The following is a 22,797-nucleotide window of genomic DNA, read 5'->3' on the forward strand; positions in this document are numbered from 1 at the left end:
ACACAAAAAACTTTATGATTCTTCCCAGCACTTTTTATACCCATCCCACGTTGACCGTTGCACGGAGTTTGCTTGGCGCGCGGCTGGTGCGGATTTTGGATGGGGTGAAATTAGTCGGCTTGATCACTGAAACCGAAGCGTACTTTGGCTTTGATGACCTAGCCAGCCATGCAAAGGCGGGCAGGACAATCCGCACGGCGCCAATGTTCGGTCCGCCGGGACACGCGTATGTTTATTTCACCTATGGAAACCATTGGATGCTGAATGCTGTCACGGAAAAAGAGGGATTCCCCGCGGCCGTACTGATCCGCGCAATACACCCAATCGAGGGAATCGAGGAGATGGCGACACGGCGTCAAGGTCGTGATACATTGGGTCCGGGGCAAATTGACCCAGGCCATGGGCATTACCAAAAGCGAGAACAATATCAATTTGACAGAAGCAAATTCCAGTTTATGGATCGAGACTGGGCAATCCTTCCCTGAAAAAAGCGTGACGATTGGCCCTCGGGTGGGTTTAAATAAAACACCAGAGCCTTGGTTGTCCAAACCCTGGCGTTTTTTATTAAATTATCGAGGAGATTAACATGGGATTGCTGGATGGAAAAAATGCTTTAATTTTTGGACTCGCAAACGAACGATCCATTGCCTGGGGCATTACGCAGGCTTTCAAACGCGAGGGTGCGAATATTGGTATCAGCTACGCGGGTGAGATGCTGGAAAAACGAGTAAAACCGCTGGCTGAACAAGTCGACTGCAAATGGGTTGAAGAGTGCGATGTTACCAAGGATGATCAGATCGCGCTGACCGCAGAAAAAGCGGCCAACCATTTTGGAAAGATCGATGTACTAGTTCACTCGATCGCCTTTGCGGGGCGCGAAGAATTGAGCAAGCCATATTACGCAACCAGCCGTGATGGATTTAGAACCGCGATGGACATCAGCGTATTCTCCTTTGTGGCATTGACCAATGCCTTTTTGCCAATTCTGAATCCCAACGCCTCAGTCATGTGTCTGACCTACTACGGCTCGGTCAAAGTCGCACCGCATTACAATGTAATGGGCGTAGCCAAGGCCGCGCTGGAATCATCCACAAGATATCTGGCATATGACCTTGGTCCTCAAAAGATCCGCGTGAATGCGATCTCAGCCGGACCGATCCGTACGTTAGCGGCGGCGGGCGTGGGCGGTTTCCGCGATATGTACAAGCACTTCGCGGACATGTCTCCCATGCGTGAGAATGTGACAATCGAAGATGTTGGCAACTCGGCAGTTTTCCTTGCCTCGGACCTCTCCAGACGCATCACTGGCGAAATATTATATGTGGATTCCGGCTTCAATACGGTCGGTGTGCAGATGAGCGCGAAGGAAGAAGGGAAGAGCGAGTAAAAAATCAGGGATTAATGATCGAAGATCTGGGCGGGCTCGCGTTTCAACGCAGAGTCCGCCCTTTTTGTTTTCTACGGTAAAATTACTTACATGTTCAAACGCAATACCATCCCCACAGAAACCTCCCAACCCGTCCAGGCTGTTGAGCGCATCACTTCCATCCTAGGATCAGGCGTCGTCTGGCATGGCAGTATCAACGGTTCAGGCGGTGTCCGCATCGAAGGTGCGTTCGAAGGCGAGATTGCCTTGCGCGGGATGCTGATCGTCGGCGAGACAGGACGTGTGACCTGCCAAAACGTGCGTGCCAACACAGTTATCGTGGCAGGTGCGGTACGCGGCAACATCACCACTCAAAAACTGGAAATCCGCGCTTCTGGACGAGTATGGGGGGATGTGGTTACAACTGCATTCGTGACGGAAGAAGGGGCTTTTCTGCGTGGACAAATTCGGATGGAAGAAACCGTCGAACTTGACCTTGAGCCTGCTCCCGAGTCCACACCTTCAGAGGCAGCCACAGCAGAATCGATCATGCAGGCAGCTAATTCCATCCCTGCCGTTGAATCAACTCAAAAATTAATGCGTAAGAACAAAGATGAGAAATAATTTTCCAGACCCTAAAGGTCTCAGAGACCTTTAGGGTCTTTTTATAATCCATGAAATACCGCGAACTCCAAATCCAAACCCAGCGTGACTTTCCAAATAATGCGCGCACTCCCGGCTTCGGCTGGCTTGTCCGCGCAGGATATGTGACTCGTGAAAACGAGATCCTGCCGCTTGGAGAGCAAGTGCTCAGCAGATTACAAGATCTATCAAAAAATCCTAACTTCATCTCACTTCTCGACCTCTCCATTATTTCAAACGAGATCGAAACATATTTCCCCATTTCAACTGGTCCCTTCGAGATCATTCATTGTAAATCCTGTAAATATACGGAACGGATTGAACTTGCAAAGTTCAAAAAGTCTCCACCCGTCCAGGAAGGGCAACTACCAATTGAAAGAATAGCCACTCCAGATTGCAGTACAATCGAATCCCTTGCCAATTTTCTAAACCTGCCAAAAGAGAAAACCGCCAAAGCCCTGATGTATACCCGTACATCCGATCATCAATTTGTGTTTGTAGTAATCCGTGGGGACATGAACCTGAGTGAAGCAAAACTAAAAAACGTCATCGGCGAATTCAGATTGGCAACACCTGAAGAAATAATGAGCGCAGGCGCAACGCCTGGATACGCATCTCCCGTTGGATTAAAAAATGGCCTCATCGTTGTAGATGACCTCATTACGCAGTCACCCAACCTCACGGCGGGAGCGAACGAGGCGGGCTATCATTTACTGAATACAAATTGCGGCAGGGATTATTCTCCTGAGATCGTCGCCGACCTGGTTCAAGTAAAGCCAGGTGACTTTTGCGACCAATGCGACGACACCCTATCAATCATCTCATCCATCAACTTGGCTACGCGATCAAACTTCAATTTTGACAATATTCTCTTAGCTTTGGCGGATACTCATCACGACGATAAAGGATTAACTTTTCCCAAGTCCATGGCCCCATTTGATGTGTATCTCATGCACATACCCGGCAAGGAAATAGATACGCTCTTGAAGGCTGGTGAAATTTATGACCAGTTTCAAAGCGCCGGATTGGCGGTTCTATTTGATGACCGCGATGAACGCGCAGGGGTCAAATTCAATGATGCAGATCTGATCGGCTGCCCTGTCCGGGTGACAGTGGGCGAGAAAAACCTAAAAAACGGAATGGTAGAATTGAAGCCACGCAAAGACGGCGAGAACAGGTTAGTGAACTGCCAAGAGATCCTCATTGCGCTCCAAACCCAGACATGTTAAATAGCAGCCATTTCCCTCCACCCAAACAACGAGGCATGATTCTGCATGGGGTATTCATTATTATCCTGACCGTCATCACGATTTCAGCATTCATCAAACTCTCAAGCGCAGAAGTCGGTCCTATATTTCTAATCTCACTACTCGTTGCGCTTGCATCTTTTGTACCGATCCCTTTTTTTCTATATCGTTTATATTCACTCTGGCGCGCGGATTATTATCTCAGCCGCGATAGTTTAAAGATCAATTGGGGGTTACGCATCGAAGATATTCCGCTGACAGATATTGAATGGATCCGCTCAGCAGATGACCTCACAAATCCCGTCTCACTTCCATCCTTTCCCTTGCCAGGTGGATTATTGGGGATGCGCCGTCACCCTGATCTTGGCATGGTTGAATTTCTCGCATCCGATGCAAAAAAGCTCCTTCTTGTAGCAACCGCCAAACGCGTCTTTGTTATATCTCCTGAAGATCCCACAGGGCTTGCGCAAACTTTTGCGCGCACTACCGAACTGGGGAGCACCGCCAACGTCGAATCAAAATCTGTGTACCCATCCTTTGCTGTGATACAAGCTTGGGAAAGCGGGCTTGCGCGGTACCTATGGCTGAGCGGCTTATTCCTTAATATTGGCTTGTTCATTTGGGCCAGCTTGATCATTCCATCCACACCGCGCGTGGCGCTCGGACCGCAATTTATCGGCAGCACGCTCGAAACGGTCTCATCGTCGCAGCTGATCATCTTTCCGCTTGCCAGTCTTTTACTCTCAGTCGCGGGCTGGATCGCAGGTTTGTATTTTTATCGCTGGGAAAAAGAGCGTGTGTTAGCATTTATTGTTTGGGGCTCAAGCACATTAACCAGTTTGCTATTCTTGCTGTCAGTACTTTTCATCATTACAACACCCATCTAATATGTCATTGCAAGAGCACACCTTGCCCGAAGCAATCTTATCGCATTAGCAGAGATTGCCCGCAAAGCCATAATAAACATATGCAACTACTCATCGGATTTACTCTCGCCCTCATCATCGCGTATCTCGCCTATCGCGCGCGCAGCTTAAGCAAAGGTGGGGCAGTTGCAGCGACATTTACCGGCACAATCATTTTTGGAATTGGAGGATGGGAATGGGCTATTTTATTACTCACATTTTTCATTACCTCATCTGTTCTCAGCCGCGCCTTTAAGAAACGCAAACAAGGTCTCAACGAAAAATTTTCAAAAGGACACGAGCGTGATGCCGGCCAGGTCTTTGGGAACGGCGGCATCGCCACTGCATTCGCAGCACTGCATTATTTTTACCCAGAATCAATCATCCCATGGCTCGGATTCGCCGCAGCACTCGCCGCAGTCAATGCCGACACGTGGGCAACTGAATTGGGCGTGCTGAATCCGCATCCCCCAAGAATTATCACCAACTTAAAAAAAGCGGTGGAAAAAGGCACTTCAGGCGGGATCTCATTATTCGGAACGCTCGCATCCCTGGCGGGTTCGGCGCTAATTGGAATACTCGCCTCTGCGCTTAACCCGACAGTTGATTCTGTGTCAACATTTTTTATCGTCACTCTGGCAGGACTCGCCGGCTCCTTGTTTGACTCTTTCCTCGGCGCGACAGTGCAAGCCATATACTTTTGCCCAAAGGATCATAAAGAAACCGAGAAACATCCATTGCATACCTGCGGCACACCCACCACCCTGATACGCGGTTGGGGATGGCTCGATAATGATTGGGTCAATTTTGCATGCGGTGCATTCGGTGTACTAGTTTGTCTCTTACTCAAAGGACTCTTGTAATCATGACATCCTCATCAAACCCCATCCTCGTCACAGGCGCCAGCGGATTTGTCGCGCTGCACACCATCATCCAACTTCTTCAGCAGGGCTATAAAGTCCGCGCCACATTGCGAACGAATTCACGCGAAGCCGAAGTCCGCGAGACGATCGCAAAACAAGTTGATCGAAACGACAGACTCGAAATCATCACAGCAGACTTAACTCAGGACGCAGGCTGGAATGAAGCCATGAACGGTTGCGACTTCGTTTTGCATATCGCATCCCCATTTCCACTTTTTGAGCCAAAGGATGAAGATGAACTGATCATTCCAGCCGTTCAAGGGACACTGCGTGTCCTGCGGGCCGCGCACCACGCAAAGGTCAAACGGGTTGTGCAGGTTTCTTCGGTTGCAGCAATATCAGCAGGTCACGGGGGGGAAGACCGCGCCTTCAACGAAGAGGATTGGTCTATTATTGAAAATAATATCGGGGCGTACTCAAAAAGCAAGACCCTTGCAGAACGCGCCGCGTGGGACTTTATCAATGGCTCAGAAAATATCAACAAGATGGAAATGGTGTCCATCAACCCGCCGCTGATCTTTGGACCCGTTCTCAACAAAGATTTTCCCACTTCAGCAGAAATGATTCGCACCTACATGCTTGGACAAATCCCCGGGGTGGGACGCATCAAAGTGGGTATTGTTGATGTGCGCGATGTCGCTTCCGCCATACTCCTCGGCATGACCACTCCTGAAGCGGCCGGGAAGCGCTTTTTGTGTTCTGCAGACACGATCTGGATCAAAGACCTTGCCGATCTGCTTTACAAGAACTACGGAAAACGCGGTTATAAGATACCCCGAATATTATTCCCATCCATTGCCATAAAGATACTGGCGCTTTTCGATAAGAAGATCGCCCTGGTCGTCCAAAGCCTGGATTGGGATTTTACGCTTTCGAATGAAAAAGCAAAGAATATCCTCAAATGGACTCCACACTCAAAAGAGGAAGCCATTCTCTCGATGGCAGAAAGTCTGATCGAACAACGGTTTTGTTTGTATAATTGCAGGAGCAGACATGAATTATCTACCAAATGAATCCCGCTATACCTCCATGCGCTACAACCGCTCCGGCCGCAGCGGACTCAAACTTCCCGCCATTTCACTTGGCTTATGGCATAACTTCGGCGGCGTGGACACATTCAGCAACAGCCGTAATATGCTTTTGCGCGCATTTGACCTGGGCATCACGCATTTTGATCTGGCCAATAATTACGGCCCTCCCCCCGGTTCCGCCGAAGAGACCTTTGGGCAGGTCATGGCAAAGGACTTAAAACCCTACCGTGATGAACTCATCATCTCATCCAAAGCAGGCTATACCATGTGGGATGGTCCTTATGGAGACTGGGGCTCGCGCAAATATTTGATCTCCAGCCTCGACCAAAGCCTGAAACGCATGGGGCTTAATTACGTGGATATTTTCTACCATCACCGCCCCGACCCTGAGACTCCGCTTGAAGAGACCATGCGCGCGCTCGATCACATTGTCCGCAGCGGGCGGGCGCTTTACGTGGGTATCTCAAATTACCCCGCAGACAAAACACGAGAAGCCGCAAAAATTCTGCGGGAACTCGGCACGCCGTGTTTGATCCACCAGCCTGTTTACAGCATGTTCAACCGCTGGGTGGAACCCGAATTACTCAACACGCTCAAAGAGGAAGGTATTGGCTGCATCCCGTTCTCGCCGCTTGCGCAGGGATTGCTCACCAACAAATATCTTGGAGGCAATATTCCTGAAGGCTCACGCGCCTCAAAAGCACACGGCTTTCTAAACCCGCCAATATCACGGATGATAAATTAGCCAAAGTAAATAAACTGAACGAGATCGCCCAATCCCGTGAACAGACTTTGGCTCAAATGGCTTTAGCATGGGTTTTACGTCATGAATGCATGACATCTGTTTTGATCGGCGCCAGCAAAGTGGAACAGATCGAAGATGCGGTGGGAACGTTGAACAGGCTGGATTTCACAGCCGAAGAGCTGGAACAGATCGAAGTTATATTGAAATAGAAAAAACTCCGGGTTCAAAATGAACCCGGAGTTTTGATTTAACTACCCTCTCCAAATCTTGAAATCCTTCAAACCTGATCCGCCCAAAAATTCACGCACAATTGAATTTGCTGGAACCAGACTCGCATCCAGCGGCAGGAACCATTCAAGGAAGGCGAGCAATCTGCGCGCTTCAATATACTCAGGAGCGCGGTATTGCACCTGCCGAAGCAGGGGTTCAGCAAATGGTCTGAGCACAGACAGCTCATAGACCAGCGCGGAATTAAACATCACATCTGCATTTTCCTGATATGGGAAAATGTGGCGCTTCTCGCCCCGCCGCACTGATTCCCAACGGCTGATCGTCTGCGCGGCAGAATATCCGCGCTCGCGGGCATCCCGCACCATGCGGCGGATGAGTCGCGTGTCGGTCGTCGAGACTCGATTGTGGCGGTCAAGGTTGAGCTGTGTCAATGCGGAGACATATACTCGAAACGCCGCACCAGACCAACGGTCAGAAATGAGGCGCGGATTCATTCCATGAATCCCTTCCAAAATAAGCGGCTGCCCATCCTTCAATTGGATGATGTCGCCCGCCTCGCTCTTCCCTGACTTGAAGTTGTAACGCGGCAACTGGACCTTTTCTCCAGCGAGAATTTTTTCAAGATCTTCTGCGAGACGGGGTAAGTCCAATGCCTCGAGATTTTCGAAATCAGGCTTGCCATCTTCCCCCAGCGGAGTCTTGTCACGGTCAATAAAATAATTATCCAGTTCAAGCGGATAGGGCGAGATGCCGCGCGCAAGTAATTGAATCGCCAATCGGCGGGAAGTGGTTGTCTTCCCAGAGGACGATGGACCAGCAATCAGGATAATTCTGGAATTTTTTTGAGCGATCTGCAGGGCAATATCCGCGACGTTTAGTTCATGCAAGGCTTCAGAGACAAGCAGTATCTCATCGGCACGACCTGACAGAACCGCATCATTGAGAGCGCCGACATTATCAATGTTGAGACTCTCCAGCCAATCGCCATATTGGCGAAAGGTATTGATCAGTTTGGGGTAATCACCCATCGGCTCAAGATCCGTGGGCGCATGTCGGCGCGGGAATTGAATGGTAAATCCGCCATTAATAAGATTCAGGTCAAACCATCGCAAATACCCAGTGGATGGAACCATATAGCCGTGCATGTAATCCATTTGACCATTGAGGCTGTAAAGCGTGACGTAATCTTTTTGGCGGTATGCGAACAAACGGACTTTATCGTCATAGCCGCGCATCTTGAAATATTCTATGGCGACCTGCGCAGGAACTTCCTTGCGCTCGTACGGATGGTTTTCTTCGACCAGCTTCTGCATGTGGAGCTTGAGTGCGTCTAGTTCGTCTTGTGCAAGAGCGCCGCGTTCTGTAACCTGACAATAAAATCCACCCGAGGAAAGCGAATGATCGATCGTAAGTTTGCCATTCGGGAAAAGATCCATAAACGCCATTTCCAACAGAAAGACAAGTGAACGCCGATAAATGCGCGCACCGTCAGCTGAGTCCATGGTGACGGGGGTGCAGCGCGCTTCCATCTCGATTAAATATGACAGTTCATGGATCTCATTATTGATAATCGCCGCGACAATCGGCGCGCTAAAATCATCTTTGACCGTTTGCAGAAATTCCCCCACAGATGCTCCACGCGGACCTTCAAGCACACGTCCATCAGAGAGATGGAGTTCAATATTTTTATTGGGTGGAACGATATTTATTGACATGGAATTCATTGTCAAAGGTCAAGCTGATTTTTGACTTTTAACCTGGGATAAAAGTTTCTCGGGTTGATTTGCGTATTCTTCGAGCGGGATTTCCTTGTTTGTCAAAGCCAGCAGTGTTTCAGTTAGCGCTGCATTGACAGGCGTGGGAACATTGAATTCCCTGCCTGCGCGCACCACTGCGCCGTGCAGATATTCGATCTCGCTTTGGCCGCGCCCAGAATACAGGTCAATATGAAAAGAGGGCATCTTGGCGCCGCGACCGCTGCCAGCGGCACGAGATAGAAATGGCTTCGAAAGCCAGAGCGGAAACTTTGCGGCAAGAGCCAGTAATTTCACAGGCGTACCCGGCAGATCTGTCACTTGCAGATTTTGCGCCGCCATAACCGCCAGACATTCGCTCAACATATCTATTTCAAGTTTATATAATTTGTTGTTGGCGAAGACTTGCGCTGCTGTCATATTAAGTATCGCGGAGGTTGGATTGGCGATCAGGTTGGTTAGCATCTTCGACCATTTCATCCCATGCGGTTCAGGATACAACCGACAATTCAAAAATGCGCCGTCCAACGCGGCGACAAGTTTTTCAGAAAGCGGATGTCCAGCCGCCACACCAACACCGCGCAGTTTTTCCAGCACGATATCGCCAACCCCGCGGCGCCCGATCGCTGAGGTGACCGTGCCATAGATGACCTTGTCCGCCCCAAGTTCACGCGCGATCAGTTGTTCATTCTCAACACCGTTGGAGAGGCAAAGCATGGGCGGAAGTTTATCGGCAAAGGGTTTCATCCCATCCAATGCAGCAGCGGTGTCGAAGGATTTCAACGCAAATAACGCAACATCAAATGGACCAAATTTCAGGGCTTCCTCCAGTGAAGATACCATTACGAAAGAGCGTGGGGAAACGATAAAGGCGTCCTTTGTTTTTCGTCTTTCATCAATGGTCAACTCGAGGCGCAAACCCCGCTCGCGCAATTCGTCCACGATCTTTTGCTGTTCAACAAAAATAACATTATGACCGGCGAGGATAAGAGAACCGCCAAAATACGTCCCGATGGCGCCAGCGCCAAAGACAAGTACATTTAAGCGTTCGGTTGGTTTTAAGTTGGGTATGGATGATTGCAAAGCTGCCTCTGAAAAGATTTATTCTTTAGTGTGAAATTACCTGTTTACGCTCAACCCCTAATCCGTATCTTTCCAATGGGCATGATCATTAATCCGATCGATCGCCCAGCGATGCTGGTGCGGATAATACATCAACTGCGCGAAGGCGGTGTTACCAAACCGAAAGCGCGTACCTGAATTATTCGCCTGCGGAGCAACCCCAATAACCGCATGCATGAACTGATTCAAGAGGCCGCCATGTGACACGATCAAATAGCGCGCAGGTTCACGCTTAAGCAGGCTTTGTAATGCCTGTCCTGCCCGCAGGAATAATTCCCAATCGCCTTCCCCATCACCGCCAACAGGGTCATACGGCGTGCTGAATTGGGGATGGGTGAAGTTTTGGCGAACTTCATGCGCTGTAAGCCCTGAAAAATCGCCATTGTCACGTTCAAGCCAGAGCGGATCAAACTCAACAGTCACATTGAGTGTGGCTGCGATAATTTCGGAGGTCTCTTTTGTTCTAATAAGCGGACTGGATATCAGCAGATCGAATTTAGCATTTTCATTCTTCCAGCGTTCAGCAAGAGCCCGTGCCTGTGCACGGCCAGTATCTGTGAGTGGATAATCGGCCTGTCCCTGCCAGCGTGCTTCGGCATTCCCGACCGATTCGCCATGACGGACTAAAGTGATATGAAAAGGCTGGGGTCTATTCTCCATCTTTTGGCTTCTCCCCCTTTATCAAGTAAATTGGCCGGCGCTTCACTTCCTGGAAAATATAGCCTACATACACACCGATAAAGCCAAGCAGAATCATAATAATACCGCTTGCGATAAGCATGATCGCCATCAACGAACTCCAACCAGCCACGATTCGTTCAGTTTGTCCGGTAAGCCATAAAGCTGCCACATAGATCATTTGGGCCGCAGCCAAAACAAGGAACCCCAACCCCGTGCTCAACCCGATATACAACGGCGCAAGCGAAAAAGAAAAAACAGCATCTGAGGCCAGGCGGAACATTTTTCCCAATGAATATTTCGATTCACCGCCAACGCGGGCTGGTTCTTGATATGGAAGGATGACACTGGAATATCCCATCCATGAGATCATGCCGCGCAGGAAGCGGTGGTACTCACGCATTGAACGCAGACCATCAAGCGCAGCGCGGGAAAGCGCACGAAAATCTGCGGCACCGCGCAACACCTGTGTACCACTTACCACGTTGATCAAACGGTAGAAAAGATTGGATGACCACTTCTTAAATGATATCGAGCCACCATCATCCATACGTTGAGTTTGAACAATATCATATCCATTCCGGATGAGATCGATCATTTGCAATATCAATTCAGGCGGGTGTTGACCGTCACCATCCATTGTGATGACAATCTCACCCAACGCAGCGTCTAGTCCAGCCGTCAGTGCGGCTTGATGTCCAAAATTACGACTAAGTTGAAGCACGGAAATACGCGGGTCGCCCTCCGCAATTTTTCGGAGCGCAGCAACCGTCCCGTCGTTGGAACCGTCATCTACATAAATAAATTGAAAATCGTATGGAAGAGAATCCACAACATCACGGACATGCGTGTGGGTTTGTCCCACGATGACCGCTTCGTTATAAACAGGGATAACCAGATCAACTTTGAGCTTATGTTTCGGAGGCACGCAGGAATTTTACCATGCGCATCAAAACCCGACCCCGTGCCTGTCGTCCAATAAACGGAGGGTACGTTCCGCTTCGGCAGTTCTCTGTACCCCATCCCAGCCGAGGGATTCGCCCAAAATATCGGCAAGTTCAAAGATGCTTTCCTTCGTCAACTTACCAAGCATGGCAAGCATGGTACGGCGCAGGACAATATCATCAAGGTGACGAACTTTTTCATACTGCACAAGGAACTGTATCTCACGGCGGGTGTAACCGGGCAGAGACTTTAGCGCTTCATCCGTTCCGCGTTTGATAAAATTAGCGATGGCCTCGGCACGCGTGCCATATCTTTCAAACAAGGGGCGGAGCACAGTCTGGTCGAGTCCAGTCCAGGCAGCCAAGCTTTCAAGATGCTTTTTCCGATCCTCCTCGCTGCGCGGATAGCCGCGCCCACCGCCAATGGGCAGGTCGGTTGTGTATTTTTGGCGGGATTTTCCAAGGAACGCAAGAACTTTGTCTGTGACTTGCTCACTAAATGCCCGGAAGGAAGTCCACTTGCCGCCAACCAGAGAATAGACGGGGAAACTCAGATTTGTCCAATCACCGCTCAATACTTCGATATGATGATCACGGCTGTATTGCCCCGTGGTTTTCCCGCTGCCGCTATTCGCCAATGGACGCACGCCAGTAAAGCGGAAGACGATCTGTTCACGGGTTAATTTGATGGATGGGAATACCCGCGAGATCATTTCAATAAAATAATCCACCTCTTCTTCAGTACAGCGCGCTTCATCAGGGTTTTCTATCTTTATATCAGATGTACCGATCAAGACACGGTCAAATAATGGGAAGATCAATACAATGCGCCCATCTTTATTCTCAAAGAAAAACTCATTCCCGCCAATTGCAGCGCGTAACTCGGGATTATCCACAACAAGATGTGAGCCTTTGGTACCGCCAACATATCTGGTTGACAGACCAAAATTGTGGTTTGTAAAATCGATCCACGGACCGGCAGCATTGATCACAAGCTTTGGGTGAACTTCGAAGGTTTCATCGGTCAACTCATCGCGCAGAATGACCGTATTCTTTTCGCCATTGACCATGCTGACATAGTTCAGCGCACGCGCATTAGGGGTTTCCGATTCCGCATCCAGGACAATTTCAAGAGCCAGTCTTTCAGGATCTGAGATCAACCCATCATAATATGTCGCGGTATTAACGATCTCAGGATTAAGCTGCTTCCATTTACTCAGCGAACTTCCGCGGGATAGCACCGTATGTCTCGGCACAGTCCGATTTTTTCCCGTGTAGGCATCATACATGATCAAACCAAGTTTGATGATAATCGAACCACGTTCAGACGGTTTGTCAAGCCAGCCTAAAAATTTAAGCGGAGCGTTTAGCATCCCGGAAAAATATTTAAATATGGGGATCGTCGTCGGCAACGGGCTGACAATATGCGGCGCGTTCTGGATCATGCGGTTACGTTCGCGCACGGCTTCCCGCACCAAACGAAATTCACCGTTCTCCAGATAACGGATACCGCCATGCGCCATATGTGAGGATGCGGCACTCGCCCCAGAGCAAAAATCGCCGCGATCAATAAGCAGCACATCCACACCATTGAGACCCAGGTCGCGGAACGTGCCGATCCCGTTAATCCCTGCGCCAACGATGAGCACAGAAATTTCGGGGTTATTTTTTATTTGAGCTAGAATTTCTTGTCGGTTCATGTCGGTTCATGTTGAACGATTAAAGTTCAACCCTCTTATTTATTCGATCCAATCAAACGTTCGTGTAACGGCTTTTTTCCAACCAGAGTATAAACCCTCACGCCGCTTTGTTGTCATGTTTGGCTTCCACTCTTTATCCCTGCCCCAATTGGCGCGCAATTCCTTGTAATCCTTCCAAAAGCCAACCGCCAATCCCGCTGCGTATGCCGCACCGAGCGCAGTGGTCTCTGCGATCTTTGGGCGCACCACAGGCACGTCCAAAATATCTGATTGGAACTGCATCAACAAGTCATTGAAGACCATGCCGCCATCTACTTTTAAGGCGGTCAAAACCACGCCCGGAATCCTTCTCCATCGCATCCAACACTTCGCGCGTCTGATATGCGGTGGCTTCCAAAGAAGCGCGCGCAATATGGCCTTTGTTTATGTACCGAGTCATGCCCAGAATAGCGCCGCGCGCATCATATCTCCAATAAGGCGCATACAATCCAGAGAAGGCAGGAACAAAATATATGCCGCCGCTGTCCTCAACTGATTTTGCGAGTGCTTCCACATCTACAGAGGATTGGATCAGTCCCAAATTGTCTCGCAGCCACTGGATCAGCGCTCCCGCGATCGCGATCGAACCTTCCAAAGCGTAAACTGCCTTTTGGTTCCCGATCTTATAGGCGAGCGTTGTGAGCAAGCCTGCCTTGCTTTGAACAGGTTTCTCGCCAGTATTCATCAGCATGAAACAACCTGTTCCATAGGTATTCTTGGCCTCACCCGCACTGAAACAGGTTTGACCAAAAAGGGCAGCTTGCTGGTCACCCAAATCTCCCGCGACAGGAATCCCCTGTAATCGCCCTGCTTTGACATTTCCATACACTTCAGAAGATGATCTGATCTGTGGAAGCATCGCGCGTGGAATCCCCATCAACTTCAGGATCTCGTCATCCCAATCCAGTGTTTTGAGGTTCATCAACAATGTACGTGAGGCATTGGTCACATCGGTAACATGCTCGCCGATCAAATTCCAAATGATCCAGGTGTCAATATTGCCGAACAACAACTCCCCGCTTTTCGCCCTGGCACGCGCGCCTTTGACATTATCCAATATCCATTTGACTTTTGGCCCTGAAAAATATGTGGCTAAAGGCAGGCCAGTCTTTTTTCGGAAACGATCCTGCCCGCCGTTTTTCGCGAGTTTGGCACAAATCACATCCGTGCGCGTATCCTGCCAGACGATGGCATTATAAATTGGCTGACCAGTATTCCTGTCCCAGACCAGTGTCGTCTCACGTTGATTCGTAATGCCGATAGCCGCGATCTCACTTACTTCTGTCATATGACCACGGTCCATCTTCTCAAGCGCGCCCCACATTACTTCCTGTACGCGAGTCCATATCTCCATTGGATCATGCTCAACCCAGCCTGGCTTTGGAAAAATTTGGCGGTGTTCCTTCTGGTCAACAGCAGCTACGTTTCCATCATGATCAAAGATCATGCAGCGGGTACTGGTCGTACCTTGATCTATTGCAGCAACATATTTTGGCATGGAACTTTTCCTTATCTTTTTAAAATTCGAAAAAATAACGTTGAAAAAAGAGCCGATCAATTACGAAGCTTTTTGCAATTGTAAAACAAAAAAGATTAAATACTGATTATCACTTAGCCACTGTATTCACTTTGCCCTAATTGTATCTAAAACACAATTCCCGCCTTTCGACGGGAATTATCAGATTCTGTTTCGGAACTAAACCAAAATAAATTTATCAGCTTTCGCACCACAGACCTTGCATGGCTCGGTTGGTTTTCCCAATTCAATATTGCCGCAGACCGGGCAAAGATAGAACTCCACATCGGTCATGTCCTTTCCCGCTTTCACCGCTTCCAAAGCAAGCGCATACAATTTGGCATGGACGGCTTCTGCATCCAACGCATATCCAAACATTCGTCTGGCTTTGTGGTCATCAGCTTTTGCCTGTTCGAACATCGGTGGATACATGGTAACGGTCTCGTAAGTCTCGCCTTCAATGGCTGCCTGCAAATTATCAGCAGTGGAACCGATCCCCTCCAATGAGGCCAAATGCCCCTCAGCGTGGATCCGCTCTGCCTCCGCAGTGGTGCGGAACAAACGCGCCACATTCGGGAAGCCATCCCTTTCTGCTTTCTTTGCAAATGCGCGATATTTCTGGTTAGCCTGACTCTCCTGCAAACGACTCTTTCAGGTTTTCAATTGTGGTTGGCATAATATCTCCTATGGACTGACTAGTTTGAGAAATTCTTCACAATTATTATATCGCAGCATCTCACACTATTCAACGTGAGATGAATAAGCCCAAAAATTTGTCATGTCAACCACAGGAAACATGCTTCAGCGGCCGTAGAATCGATCTGGGGAAGAATGCTGCGGAAAAAAATATCCCTCAGCATGACACATCTTTTTAGCCATTATTGAAGTTATTCAACCTGATGTTCTTGAATACTTCACACGCCTGTATTTGCACTCCCCTCGTGTATCCTAATGCTGGAGAGATAAAAAAAGTAGTTTCCAATTTTCGTGGAAACTACTCTCTCATTTTGTGCAATTCAGACTGATCTATTTAGGCTTCAGCGGGAATTTCTTCAGCATCATCCATTTCGTCTTCATCATCTTCGATTATTTCATCTTCGCTTTTGAAAAAATTATAGACAAGCACCGCAAGTGTTGAACCGATCAATGGACCGAAGAAATAGATCACGTATGTATAAACATTTGAAAAGCTCGGGAGGGCAAAAATCGCCGGACCGAAAGTCCGCGCAGGATTCATGGAAGCGCCTGTAAATGGCAATCCAGCCATGATGGCAAAGGCATATGTCATACCGACCGCCAACCCTGCAAATTCGCCGCGCTTGCCTGAAACAACGGTATGCAAAAATGTGTTAACGAGCAGGAAAGTTAAAATGACCTCGACACTCATCGCCATGATTGGAGCCGCATCCGTCAGCGCTCCCACTGTCGCGCCGGGGTCAATGGTGGCGCCAACCACGCCCACAAAAAGCTTAAGCAGATACGCCGCCAATGCTGCGCCTGCGAATTGCGCGATCCAATAAAATGCGGTCTGCGCCCATTTAATGGTACCGTTCAACGCGAGGCCAAACGTCACAGCCGGGTTCAGGTGTGCGCCCGAGATATGTCCGTAGGCATAAATAAAGACGGCCAAAACAAAACCTTCCGCAAGCGCGATACCGACCAACCCAGCGTTTACGATCGCCGCTCCCATCCCCACGAACACAAGCGTAAAAGTCCCGATAAACTCCGCAACAAACACTTTCACATTAGACATTATTTTCTCCATAAAAAATGATTTGAGGGATACAACCCTCATGACTTCGATACGCTACGCAAAAGCTGTCCATTCACGCGCACCTGCGAGGAACGACCTGCCCGACATGACTTTCTTGCCCGCGGGTTGAATTTCCTCAAGAACCAGTGCGCCATCCGCAGACATGACAGCGGGTCTGCCCTCGACCGTGAATCTGCTTCCGCTAGCCAATCCTTTTTCTACGCAGACAACGGATGCGCGCGCAACCTTGAGTGGATTCCCGTCCCATTCAAACCATGCGCCCGGCCATGGATTCATCGCGCGTACGCGTCGTTCCAATTCAATGGCTGGCTGTGTGAAATCCAATAAGCCATCTTCTTTCTTCAGCATGGGAGCGTAGGTTGCGCCTTCTGCGGGCTGAGGTTGTGTCTTTAGTTTTCCAGAAATGATATCCGAAAGATTTTCGTTAAGTAGAACAGCTCCCAGTGTGGATAATATTCCTAAAACCGAACCAGTCGTATCGTCAGGTTTGAGGCGGATGGATCGCTTAACATACGTCGGACCGGTATCCAATCCCACATCCATTTTCATGATGGTCACACCCGTCTCTTCATCGCCTGCCAATATCGCAGCATTGATCGGAGCCGCCCCCCGCCAGCGTGGAAGTAATGAGGCGTGTACATTGATGCACCCAAACTTTGGAAGTTCAAGAACGTCTTTTTTCAGGATCTGACCAAAAGCGGCAACAACGATCAGGTCAGGCGCCCATGCTCGGAGCTGCTCCATCGGTTCAGGCAATCGTAATTTTTCGGGCTGGATGACAGGAATATGTAGAGTAAGGGCTAGAGGTTTTACAGGCGGCGCTTTCAATTCCCTTCCGCGACCCGAAGCGCGGTCTGGCTGCGTGACGACGCCAACAACTTGATATGAATTTGCCAATGATGAAAGAGTGGGCAAAGCAAATTCAGGGGAACCCATGAATACAACGCGAATGGACATGGGTTTGATTTTAACATATACATAACCCTTGAATAAAATTACCTGCAAGGCATAAAAGGAGAAAAGGATTACCAGTACTCATGGATATTTATGTTGGTTGCATGATAAGGGGATTGGTTGTAAAATAATAAAAATTCAAACCAATCTATTCGGAGGAGTTAATTATGTCTCAAGAACCAATGTCCCCTGAGATCACCAGTGATGATAAGTTATGGGCAATGCTCGGCTATCTCATCCCTATCATCGCTCTCGTTGCTCTTTTTATGGAAGATAAGAAAAACCGTCCATATGTTAAGTTTAACGCGGTCCAATCTTTGGTAGCAACCGTTGTGCTTTCCATCCTCTCGACAGTTACCTGCGGATTTGGCGCTGTCCTTTTCCTCATCATGCTGTGGTGGGCCTATCAGGCTTATCAGGGTCAGGATGTGAAGATCCCGATGATCTCTGATTTTATTCGCAATCAAGGTTGGGGATAAATTTTCCGAAATAATAAAAAAACTCGCGGCTGATGCCGCGAGTTTTTTTATTTAAACTAGCTTATCAAGATTTACGGGATATTACCTGCAATATCAGAACCGATCCTTATTTCGATATCCACGGTGGAGGCTGGGTCCGAGACGAATTTGATCTGTTTATCTGTGAACCCGAAAGTGGTCTGCAGGTACTTCACTGTGTAAAGTTTGGAGCCGTACACGATCACAGTGGTTTGAGAGTATGCTTCTGCCGCAGAACCTACTTCCGTTACATTCATGCCCTGAGACTGAAAGTAGGTGCCTGCACGCTGGTCAAGACCTGGGGTAAAAGTACCATCCAAGACGCGCACTCGAGCCGCTTCCTCACGCATCAAGGCGGGAACATCACCCTGCGCGATCGGGCTGAGCGGACCGGTAGATGTAAAGATCTCATCGCGCAAAACACGGATCTTATCCGCAATCGGTTTCATAATACTGGCGTTCTGTCCGCCAAGGGTGACATTATCAAATGTCACCATAGTGGTATCGATCACACCGGATTTAATACTGTCCCGTGAAATATCTTTGGCAAGCACAGCCAGTTTAAGGGCATCATCAAAGGGCATGTTGGTATGAATACCATACGACAATTCCTGATACATTTGCGGCGCTTTGGCGATCAGGGACGGAAATACCTCAGGGTCAAACACCTTTTTCTGCAAGGCAAGAACAACTTCCTGCTGGCGTTTGGCGCGGTCAAAATCGCCACCTGAAGTGTGACGGTTGCGGGCATAAGCCAGCACCTTCCAGCCCTGGCAAAGTTGTCTTGTACCGCCCCAGGTAAGCTTAAAGTGATCAGTACCTGAGCCGACCGGATCAAGGATCATATCTTCAGTTGGGTTGACTTCGATACATCCAAGCATATCAACCACGTCGGTGAATACGGCAAAATCAACCTGCAGGAAATAATCAACTGGAACACCGATAAAATTGGAAACGGTCTTCATGGCAAGCGCAGGACCACCACCCGGCAGCTGCGCACCTTCTCCGCTGGAATAAGCAGTGTTAATACGGCTGTATCCAAAGCCCGGGATATTCACCCACATATCACGTGGAATGGACAACATACCCGCAGTTTTGGTAAGCGGATCGATCGTGATCAGCATCATCGTATCGGAACGCGGAGGGCCATCCTGTGATTCAAGGTCACGGGCATCCAAGCCAATGAAAAGGATATTGATGCGGCTCGCGCCATCCCAGGCAGGCGGCAGATCAACAATAGGAGCAATAACCGGCGTGGGGGGTAGATCTGCAGGCGCAATGGGCGTGCCCTCAGGATTAAACTGACTGGTCCCATTTGATTGACCACATTGGGCAGGAGCGATCCCCGGCAAATTGGTTAAATTCCAACACGCGGTCAAGTTCCCCACAAAAATATACGCACCTACACTTAGTGCTATTGTAAAGACCCAAAAGACCAACTGTCCAATGGATAACTTTGGAAATCTTATTTTCTTCAAAGAGTCACGATTCATTATTTTGTACAACCTTATGGCTTGCCGTATACCATATCCAATCCGAGTTTCTGCAAGCCTTCCTGTGCCCAATAATGCAGCACAGCGGATTCTTCATTTAGAACTTTCATCATCACAGGGATCGCGCGATGATCTCGTAGATCGGATAATGCACGCAATGCCAAAATTTGGACGCCCATCGGCGCCCCTTTCATAATCTCAAGCAGATTCGGTACCGAAGGGCTTCCGATTTTAACAAGAGCAGTTCCCGCCAGCCCCGCTGTCAGTGCATCCGCATCAAACAGACTCCGGCTCAATGCATCAACCGCGCTTTCATGAGGATGATTGCAGAGCGCCAGCGCTGCAGCGGCTCGCACTTCCGGGGTTGAGTCGCTGAGGAGCGGAATCAGGTCCTCGGTCCGCGTGTGAGGCGAAGCAGCGAGGGCGCGTACCGCCCACCAGCGAGAATCAGCATCCTCGGCGCGAGCCAATTCCAGTAAAGCTGGAATCGCCGTCATTCCCAACTCAACGATCGCGGGAATGGAATTTTCTGCGCGGACATCGTCTCCACTGGTTAATTCAGCCAGCAGTGCGTGCATTTTTATTTGGAAGGCGGCGGAACTGGGAGCGCGTCTTGTGCGGTGTTGACCCACTTATCCCCTTCGTCGATCAACATGACGGGGATGTCGTCCACGATCGGGTACTTGCGGCTGCAATCCTGACAAACAAGCCACGTATCTTTATGCAAGACCAGCAGGCCCTGCTTTTCGCGCACGCAGTTTGGGCAACGTAATATTTCAAGAAGTTCTGTGCTAACCATAGTTTCTCCTTTTACTAAAAAGATTGTACCATGTGAATTCAGGTCGAATTTTAATTGCTGGGCGAGAGGCATTGATTGTTTTTTCTGGCTTTTTTCTCGGGGTCTTCTGTGTCAGGCCCATACTGACAGATCGCCTGCCACGGTTGGTAATGAGTTTGGAATTGATCTGTAAAATAAACCTGTCCATTGATCCAAACCGTACGGGTGACATTGACATCTGCGCCCTGTGCGGCGTAGTCAATTTGCTTGATCTCGTTCTTTCTTAATTCTGAATTCTCTTCAAAAAGCGGTTCGGGTGGCGGAACGACATTGGAAGGACCAGTCGTTTCCCATGTGACACTACGCCCGTCAGAAGTGGAATACAACTTCCAGGTAATGCTACGCGCGCCAACATTGACATAGGTTTCCATCAACAACCACGAAGTTGAATCGTTCACAAATTTAAAATCAACGAGCGGGAAGTAGACGGTTGCATCCATGCCGGCAAAATTCGTGTCAACTGATCCGCTGGCATCCATTTCATAGTATGAAACTCGATACGCATGGGAATATCTCTCAGCAACAGGATAACCTGCAAAGAATACGGTTCTGAAAAGGGTGGTGCTGACCTGACAGACGCCTCCACCCACCCCTTTGATGGTGCGCCCGCCATAAATGATCAGCGCCTCGGCAAATCCGTTTTCAAGACTCACGTCACCCAGCACACTGCCCATGGAAAATGTCTCGCCGGGCGCCACCAATAATCCATGATAACGCTCAGCGGCAGCGACAATATTCTGGATGCGCGCATCGCTGGAGCCGTAGAAATAAGTGGTCTGTTCACCGACCAATTGCACGACGCCTAATTCCGCGCCAGTGGCTGTATCAGCTACCGCGGGTTGTTCTTCTGAAACGGAAAGCGCAACCGTGTGCTCTCCACGCAAGAGCGCCTCATTAATGGCAGCGATGCTGGCTTCGACATCCATGGAGCGGCCAATCGTTGAAACAGCGATCGGCTCGATCTGGCTAGTACCATCGTTAAAAACAAACCTTGCATTATCAGGTTGTCGGTCTACGAATGTTTTTAATTCTGTCAGGGTATTCCGCAATGCCACACGATCCAACCCAACCTTCATCTGGGCTGTGCCGCTGGAATCATCGATCGTCACGCCAAGCATGTTCACCAACACAGAGACATCGTAGGTCCACGGACCAGGATCCCCTTCACGGAAATTCGGAAGCGTGAGATTCAACGGCTGGCTCAGGATCTGGCGAGCAGCTTCTGCCTGGGAGGAAACATCCAATAGTCTGGGAGCGGATTCCTGAATGACCAGCGCCACTTCGCCATCTCGGAAAGATTGCAGTTGTGCGCCGAGGTAGATCAGGGTCGCATCAAGATTAAAGGAAACGCCCCAATTGACCCGGCTCGGCAATAACATTCGTACCGTCCACGCGCAGACTGGCCTCAAGAACAGGCGTATCCACCTGAACAGCTATATTTTGCAAATAGGTGTACGCCACACGTTGGTCAAAGATGATCACAGGCGCAACATCCGAACCCAGTCCGCCCGCTCTAACTTGACTGGCGAGTGCGCCAAACACACCGCCGGAACGCCCGTATTTATAGGCAGCCAGTGAGCTCGCGGATGGATCAAAGACCATCCCCAGTTCCGCAGGAGATGCGACCCATAATTTGTCTGCATCACGGAATAATATTTTGCCGGTAATGGGATAGGACAAGGTTTGGTTTAACTTTAACGCGGCATCATTGGGAGCGAGGCCGAAAGGTCCACGCCTGCCACAGAGACGCCTGGGAAGATGCGTCCGGCATAAAATAGTTGGTATCCCAAAGTCCAGGTTAGGACAATGGCAAGAAACAAAAAAGTCCACCAACCAAGACGGCGATGATTTGCCTCGGCAGGTCGCGCCTGATAATAAATTTGGCATTCATGGAAAGGATTATAACGAAAAAACGATTTCGTTTGTGATAGGAACCAGTTTGAAGTATAAGATTTTAGGAGCATTGAAATCCATGTTTTAGATCTTTAGTGATCGACCCCAAAGAAAGCCTCCCACTTCCCCCCCCCCCCCCCCCCCCCCCCCCCCCCGCCCGGGCGCCCCCCCCCGCCCCCCCCGCCCCCGGGCCGGGGGGCGGGGCCGCCCCCCCCGCCCCCCCCCTTCCCCCCCCCCCCCCCCCCCCCCCCCCCCCCCCCCCCCCCCCCCGGCCCCCCAAGCCCCCCCCCGAAAACCCCCCCCGGGACCCACCCTCCCCGGGGCCCCCGTCCCCCCCCCCCCCCCTGCCCCCGGGCCCCCCCCCCCCCCGGCGGGGGCCCCCCCCCCCCCCCCCGGGGGGCCCGGCCCCCCCCCCCCCCCCCTTCCAACCGCGGGGCCCCCCCCCCCCCCCGCGGCCCGAAAGGACCCAGGGGAAGGGCCCCCCGGAGGACCCGGCCGCCCCCCC

21 protein-coding genes and 3 pseudogenes are annotated in these 22,797 nt (G+C 50.0%); 9 read left to right on the forward strand and 15 right to left on the reverse strand.

What is annotated here, in order from left to right; genetic code table 11:
- Positions 1-14: 14 nt before the first annotated feature.
- The 8 genes and pseudogenes from IPL17_RS01820 to mgrA all read left to right on the forward strand — a co-directional run bounded on the left by IPL17_RS01820 (position 15) and on the right by mgrA (position 7,068).
- Positions 15-485, forward strand: coding sequence for a DNA-3-methyladenine glycosylase (locus IPL17_RS01820; protein WP_345305370.1), 471 nt, complete (start codon positions 15-17; stop codon positions 483-485).
- A 101-nt stretch (positions 486-586) separates the two neighbouring features.
- Positions 587-1,387 carry an enoyl-ACP reductase gene (locus IPL17_RS01825; protein ID WP_345305371.1) on the forward strand — a complete coding sequence of 267 codons (801 nt, stop codon included), beginning with the start codon at positions 587-589 and terminating at the stop codon, positions 1,385-1,387.
- 90 nt (positions 1,388-1,477) lie between these two features.
- A complete protein-coding gene (locus IPL17_RS01830) occupies positions 1,478-1,990 on the forward strand; it encodes a polymer-forming cytoskeletal protein (RefSeq protein WP_345305372.1) in 513 nt (170 codons plus the stop codon).
- Between the two features lie 50 nt (positions 1,991-2,040).
- Positions 2,041-3,237 (forward strand): YbaK/EbsC family protein, encoded by a 1,197-nt coding sequence (locus IPL17_RS01835; RefSeq protein WP_345305373.1) that lies wholly within the window; start codon positions 2,041-2,043, stop codon positions 3,235-3,237.
- On the forward strand, positions 3,231-4,142 hold the full coding sequence (locus IPL17_RS01840; RefSeq protein ID WP_345305374.1) for a PH domain-containing protein: 912 nt from the start codon (positions 3,231-3,233) through the stop codon (positions 4,140-4,142). Before IPL17_RS01835 ends, IPL17_RS01840 begins: the two co-directional genes overlap by 7 nt.
- A gap of 80 nt (positions 4,143-4,222) precedes the next feature.
- The gene (locus IPL17_RS01845; RefSeq protein WP_345305375.1) at positions 4,223-5,023 is read left to right on the forward strand and encodes a DUF92 domain-containing protein; all 801 of its coding nucleotides are present in this window, start codon (positions 4,223-4,225) and stop codon (positions 5,021-5,023) included.
- A gap of 2 nt (positions 5,024-5,025) precedes the next feature.
- Positions 5,026-6,096 (forward strand): aldehyde reductase, encoded by a 1,071-nt coding sequence (locus IPL17_RS01850; RefSeq protein WP_345305376.1) that lies wholly within the window; start codon positions 5,026-5,028, stop codon positions 6,094-6,096.
- Positions 6,077-7,068 (forward strand): annotated as a pseudogene (gene mgrA, locus IPL17_RS01855) (L-glyceraldehyde 3-phosphate reductase). Before IPL17_RS01850 ends, mgrA begins: the two are co-directional and overlap by 20 nt.
- A 42-nt stretch (positions 7,069-7,110) precedes the next feature.
- Here mgrA and IPL17_RS01860 read toward each other — a convergent pair.
- From IPL17_RS01860 to fmt, 9 genes and pseudogenes are all read right to left on the reverse strand, one after another.
- A complete protein-coding gene (locus IPL17_RS01860; RefSeq protein WP_345305377.1) occupies positions 7,111-8,805 on the reverse strand; it encodes a nucleoside kinase in 1,695 nt (564 codons plus the stop codon).
- An 18-nt stretch (positions 8,806-8,823) separates the two neighbouring features.
- Positions 8,824-9,927, reverse strand: a complete 1,104-nt coding sequence (locus IPL17_RS01865; protein ID WP_345305378.1) for a 2-dehydropantoate 2-reductase — start codon at positions 9,925-9,927, stop codon at positions 8,824-8,826.
- A 57-nt stretch (positions 9,928-9,984) separates the two neighbouring features.
- Positions 9,985-10,626 carry a histidine phosphatase family protein gene (locus tag IPL17_RS01870; RefSeq protein WP_345305379.1) on the reverse strand — a complete coding sequence of 214 codons (642 nt, stop codon included), beginning with the start codon at positions 10,624-10,626 and terminating at the stop codon, positions 9,985-9,987.
- Positions 10,616-11,572, reverse strand: a complete 957-nt coding sequence (locus tag IPL17_RS01875; protein ID WP_345305380.1) for a glycosyltransferase family 2 protein — start codon at positions 11,570-11,572, stop codon at positions 10,616-10,618. The genes IPL17_RS01870 and IPL17_RS01875 overlap by 11 nt, the downstream gene beginning before the upstream one ends.
- Positions 11,573-11,593: 21 nt before the next feature.
- Entirely contained in the window at positions 11,594-13,288 is a 1,695-nt protein-coding gene (locus IPL17_RS01880; protein WP_345305381.1) for a glycerol-3-phosphate dehydrogenase/oxidase, read from the reverse strand.
- Positions 13,289-13,327: 39 nt separating this feature from the next.
- Positions 13,328-14,825: pseudogene (gene glpK / locus IPL17_RS01885) on the reverse strand (glycerol kinase GlpK).
- A gap of 198 nt (positions 14,826-15,023) precedes the next feature.
- A pseudogene (locus tag IPL17_RS01890) lies at positions 15,024-15,519 on the reverse strand (rubrerythrin family protein).
- A gap of 354 nt (positions 15,520-15,873) precedes the next feature.
- The gene (locus IPL17_RS01895) at positions 15,874-16,596 is read right to left on the reverse strand and encodes an aquaporin (RefSeq protein WP_345305382.1); all 723 of its coding nucleotides are present in this window, start codon (positions 16,594-16,596) and stop codon (positions 15,874-15,876) included.
- 54 nt (positions 16,597-16,650) lie between these two features.
- Complete coding sequence (fmt, locus tag IPL17_RS01900) at positions 16,651-17,574, reverse strand: methionyl-tRNA formyltransferase (protein ID WP_345305383.1); 924 nt, start codon at positions 17,572-17,574, stop codon at positions 16,651-16,653.
- Between the two features lie 164 nt (positions 17,575-17,738).
- On the opposite strand from fmt, the gene IPL17_RS01905 reads away from it, so the two are divergent.
- Positions 17,739-18,050 (forward strand): hypothetical protein, encoded by a 312-nt coding sequence (locus tag IPL17_RS01905; protein ID WP_345305384.1) that lies wholly within the window; start codon positions 17,739-17,741, stop codon positions 18,048-18,050.
- A gap of 71 nt (positions 18,051-18,121) precedes the next feature.
- Here IPL17_RS01905 and IPL17_RS01910 read toward each other — a convergent pair whose 3' ends face one another.
- From IPL17_RS01910 to IPL17_RS01935, 6 genes are read right to left on the reverse strand one after another with little or no spacing between them, the layout of a single operon-like run.
- Positions 18,122-19,561: an LCP family protein gene (locus IPL17_RS01910; RefSeq protein WP_345305385.1), complete on the reverse strand. Its 1,440-nt coding sequence runs from the start codon at positions 19,559-19,561 to the stop codon at positions 18,122-18,124.
- Between the two features lie 14 nt (positions 19,562-19,575).
- Positions 19,576-20,139 (reverse strand): HEAT repeat domain-containing protein, encoded by a 564-nt coding sequence (locus IPL17_RS01915; protein ID WP_345305386.1) that lies wholly within the window; start codon positions 20,137-20,139, stop codon positions 19,576-19,578.
- A 2-nt stretch (positions 20,140-20,141) separates the two neighbouring features.
- Positions 20,142-20,360 carry a Trm112 family protein gene (locus tag IPL17_RS01920; RefSeq protein ID WP_345305387.1) on the reverse strand — a complete coding sequence of 73 codons (219 nt, stop codon included), beginning with the start codon at positions 20,358-20,360 and terminating at the stop codon, positions 20,142-20,144.
- Between the two features lie 50 nt (positions 20,361-20,410).
- Positions 20,411-21,778: a VanW family protein gene (locus IPL17_RS01925; protein WP_345305388.1), complete on the reverse strand. Its 1,368-nt coding sequence runs from the start codon at positions 21,776-21,778 to the stop codon at positions 20,411-20,413.
- Positions 21,738-22,079, reverse strand: a complete 342-nt coding sequence (locus IPL17_RS01930) for a peptidoglycan binding domain-containing protein (protein WP_345305389.1) — start codon at positions 22,077-22,079, stop codon at positions 21,738-21,740. Before IPL17_RS01930 ends, IPL17_RS01925 begins: the two co-directional genes overlap by 41 nt.
- Positions 22,080-22,093: 14 nt before the next feature.
- Positions 22,094-22,363, reverse strand: a complete 270-nt coding sequence (locus IPL17_RS01935; protein ID WP_345305390.1) for a hypothetical protein — start codon at positions 22,361-22,363, stop codon at positions 22,094-22,096.
- Positions 22,364-22,797: the final 434 nt, after the last annotated feature.

It is taken from the genome of Candidatus Villigracilis saccharophilus (genome assembly GCF_016711665.1).